This window comes from Roseovarius dicentrarchi, assembly GCF_003316635.1.
GTDB classification, from domain to species: domain Bacteria; phylum Pseudomonadota; class Alphaproteobacteria; order Rhodobacterales; family Rhodobacteraceae; genus Roseovarius; species Roseovarius dicentrarchi.
In genome coordinates this window covers 1-1,611 of record NZ_QNQP01000066.1, presented here as the reverse complement: position 1 = coordinate 1,611, position 1,611 = coordinate 1, and the positions used below count along the sequence as shown (strand labels likewise).

Below are 1,611 nucleotides of genomic sequence, written 5' to 3'. Positions count from 1 at the left end.
CGCCTTTCCGGTGACGGAAAATCAGCCCGAAGGCTCCGTCTCGCAGGTCGTGTTTACCATCGGCGCGGACGGGCAGGCCGACAGCGTGACGGTCGAGCATCTGAACGACGCGGGGCTTGGCGGCTTTCGTCGACCATAACGCGCGCTCCAGCACGGTCTGACGCCGCTGTCCTTGGCCCCGTTGTCGCCGTAGTGGGATCAGGCGTGTGGCCCGTTTTGCTGCCAACCCAGTAAGCAGGGCCTTTTACAGATATTCTCTATCTGACCAAATGTATTCGCTGGGCACACTTAAACCAAAAGGTTCACAAATGCCTGAAAGGCCGACGCCCTGCCCAGCCCCCGCCGGTTCCCTTTAATAAAAAATTTCCCAGTTATCCACCAAACGAAGCCGGCGCCAAGCACGCTGACCGCATCTAACATCGCGCATCGACCCGTTAAAATCGCTGGGCGAAGCTACCATTCTATACAGGAAAATGATTGTCTGTTCCTTTCCTGTATCTATGGTGATGAATGGCTGCGCAACTCTCTCTGCGACACCGATGCAAAGGAAGGCAAACAGGATGACGCAATCCTTCGACCGCCTTGTGGAGAGGCAAATCCAGAAGGCTATCGCGGAGGGGCAGCTGAGCGGCCTCAAAGGCGAAGGAACACCGCTGACCATCAACTCAAACGAGGCTTTTGTGGACGTGGCGATGGCCGTGGCAGGCCGAATCATGGCTGAAGCAGGGGCACTGCCCGAGGAATTCCAAATTAAGAAGCGGCAAAGCAAAGTTATAGGGATGCAGAAGGAGAGGGTGCAAAGCGCCTTGCGATGGCCCTGATCGCCGATCTTGAGCGGCGCTACAACATCGCAGTGGATGCGCGAAGGCGGTTCATGGAGTCTTAGAATGATGTGGTCACGCATCTGTTCGACGACAGGTATTGGCTTCCACGTTTTAGTTGTAACTGTCTTTGCGCCTGATTTCGGTATTTCCTGCCGGACATTCATGGATGGCTGACGATGGTTCCAGCGCCACAGGATCTCATCGAGGTATCGCTGAAGGTGCTTTCGTCCAAGCCGGTGATAGACCCCCACAAGGGCGCGCTGGACCTGAGAATTGACGGCTTCCACCGTATTGATGTGCGCCTCGAGACGGGGGCGGGAATACTGTCTGGCACCATGATTGACCATTTGATGGGCGGCAAATGTTGCCCCGATTTTACGATAAGCCCTTTTTGCCGTCAGTCATCAGAACGCCAAGGGGAAGCATCATCATCCGGGATGGAACATATAGCCACCTGCCCTTGCTGGCGGTACAGGGTCTAACAGACTGCTGAATAAGTCGGGGTTGAAGGACGCTATTCTTGCCGCCACGGTTTGAAGCTGGTTTTTTCGCGGCTGCGGACCCCGCGTCCGGTTTGACCCCTTCGTCAGGTGGCAAGGAGTTTCGGTAGTCTGGCCAGATTGCAGGCTGCCATGGTCATCGTGAATTGGGCGCGGACCCTGTCGAGGCCGCGATGAACGGTCTGGGCCATGCCGCCCACAGTTTTGGCCCAGCCGAAGGGTTCCTCGATCTTCTTCCGGCGCCGCTGTGACAAGGCATAACCGGGATGCTGGGTGGTTCGCCCGTC

At 56.7% G+C, this 1,611-nt stretch carries 2 protein-coding genes and 1 pseudogene; 1 reads left to right on the top strand and 2 read right to left on the bottom strand.

Features of this window, described 5'->3' with window-relative positions; genetic code table 11:
• The first annotated feature begins 560 nt into the window (after window positions 1–560).
• Window positions 561–821 carry a DnaJ family domain-containing protein gene (locus DQ230_RS16815; RefSeq protein ID WP_338050529.1) on the top strand — a complete coding sequence of 87 codons (261 nt, stop codon included), beginning with the start codon at window positions 561–563 and terminating at the stop codon, window positions 819–821.
• A gap of 194 nt (window positions 822–1,015) precedes the next feature.
• Here the strand turns inward: DQ230_RS16815 and DQ230_RS17560 are convergent.
• Both DQ230_RS17560 and DQ230_RS16805 read right to left on the bottom strand, forming a co-directional pair.
• Window positions 1,016–1,225, bottom strand: a pseudogene (locus DQ230_RS17560) (transposase); the annotation flags it as partial.
• Window positions 1,226–1,410: 185 nt separating this feature from the next.
• Window positions 1,411–1,611 (bottom strand): transposase (locus tag DQ230_RS16805; protein ID WP_203228112.1); only part of this gene is annotated, 201 nt, incomplete at its 5' end.

Excerpts from the sequence above, each read along its gene's own strand:
- DQ230_RS16815 (WP_338050529.1), top strand. The coding sequence starts at position 561 with ATGACGCAATCCTTCGACCGCCTTGTGGAGAGGCAAATCCAGAAGGCT.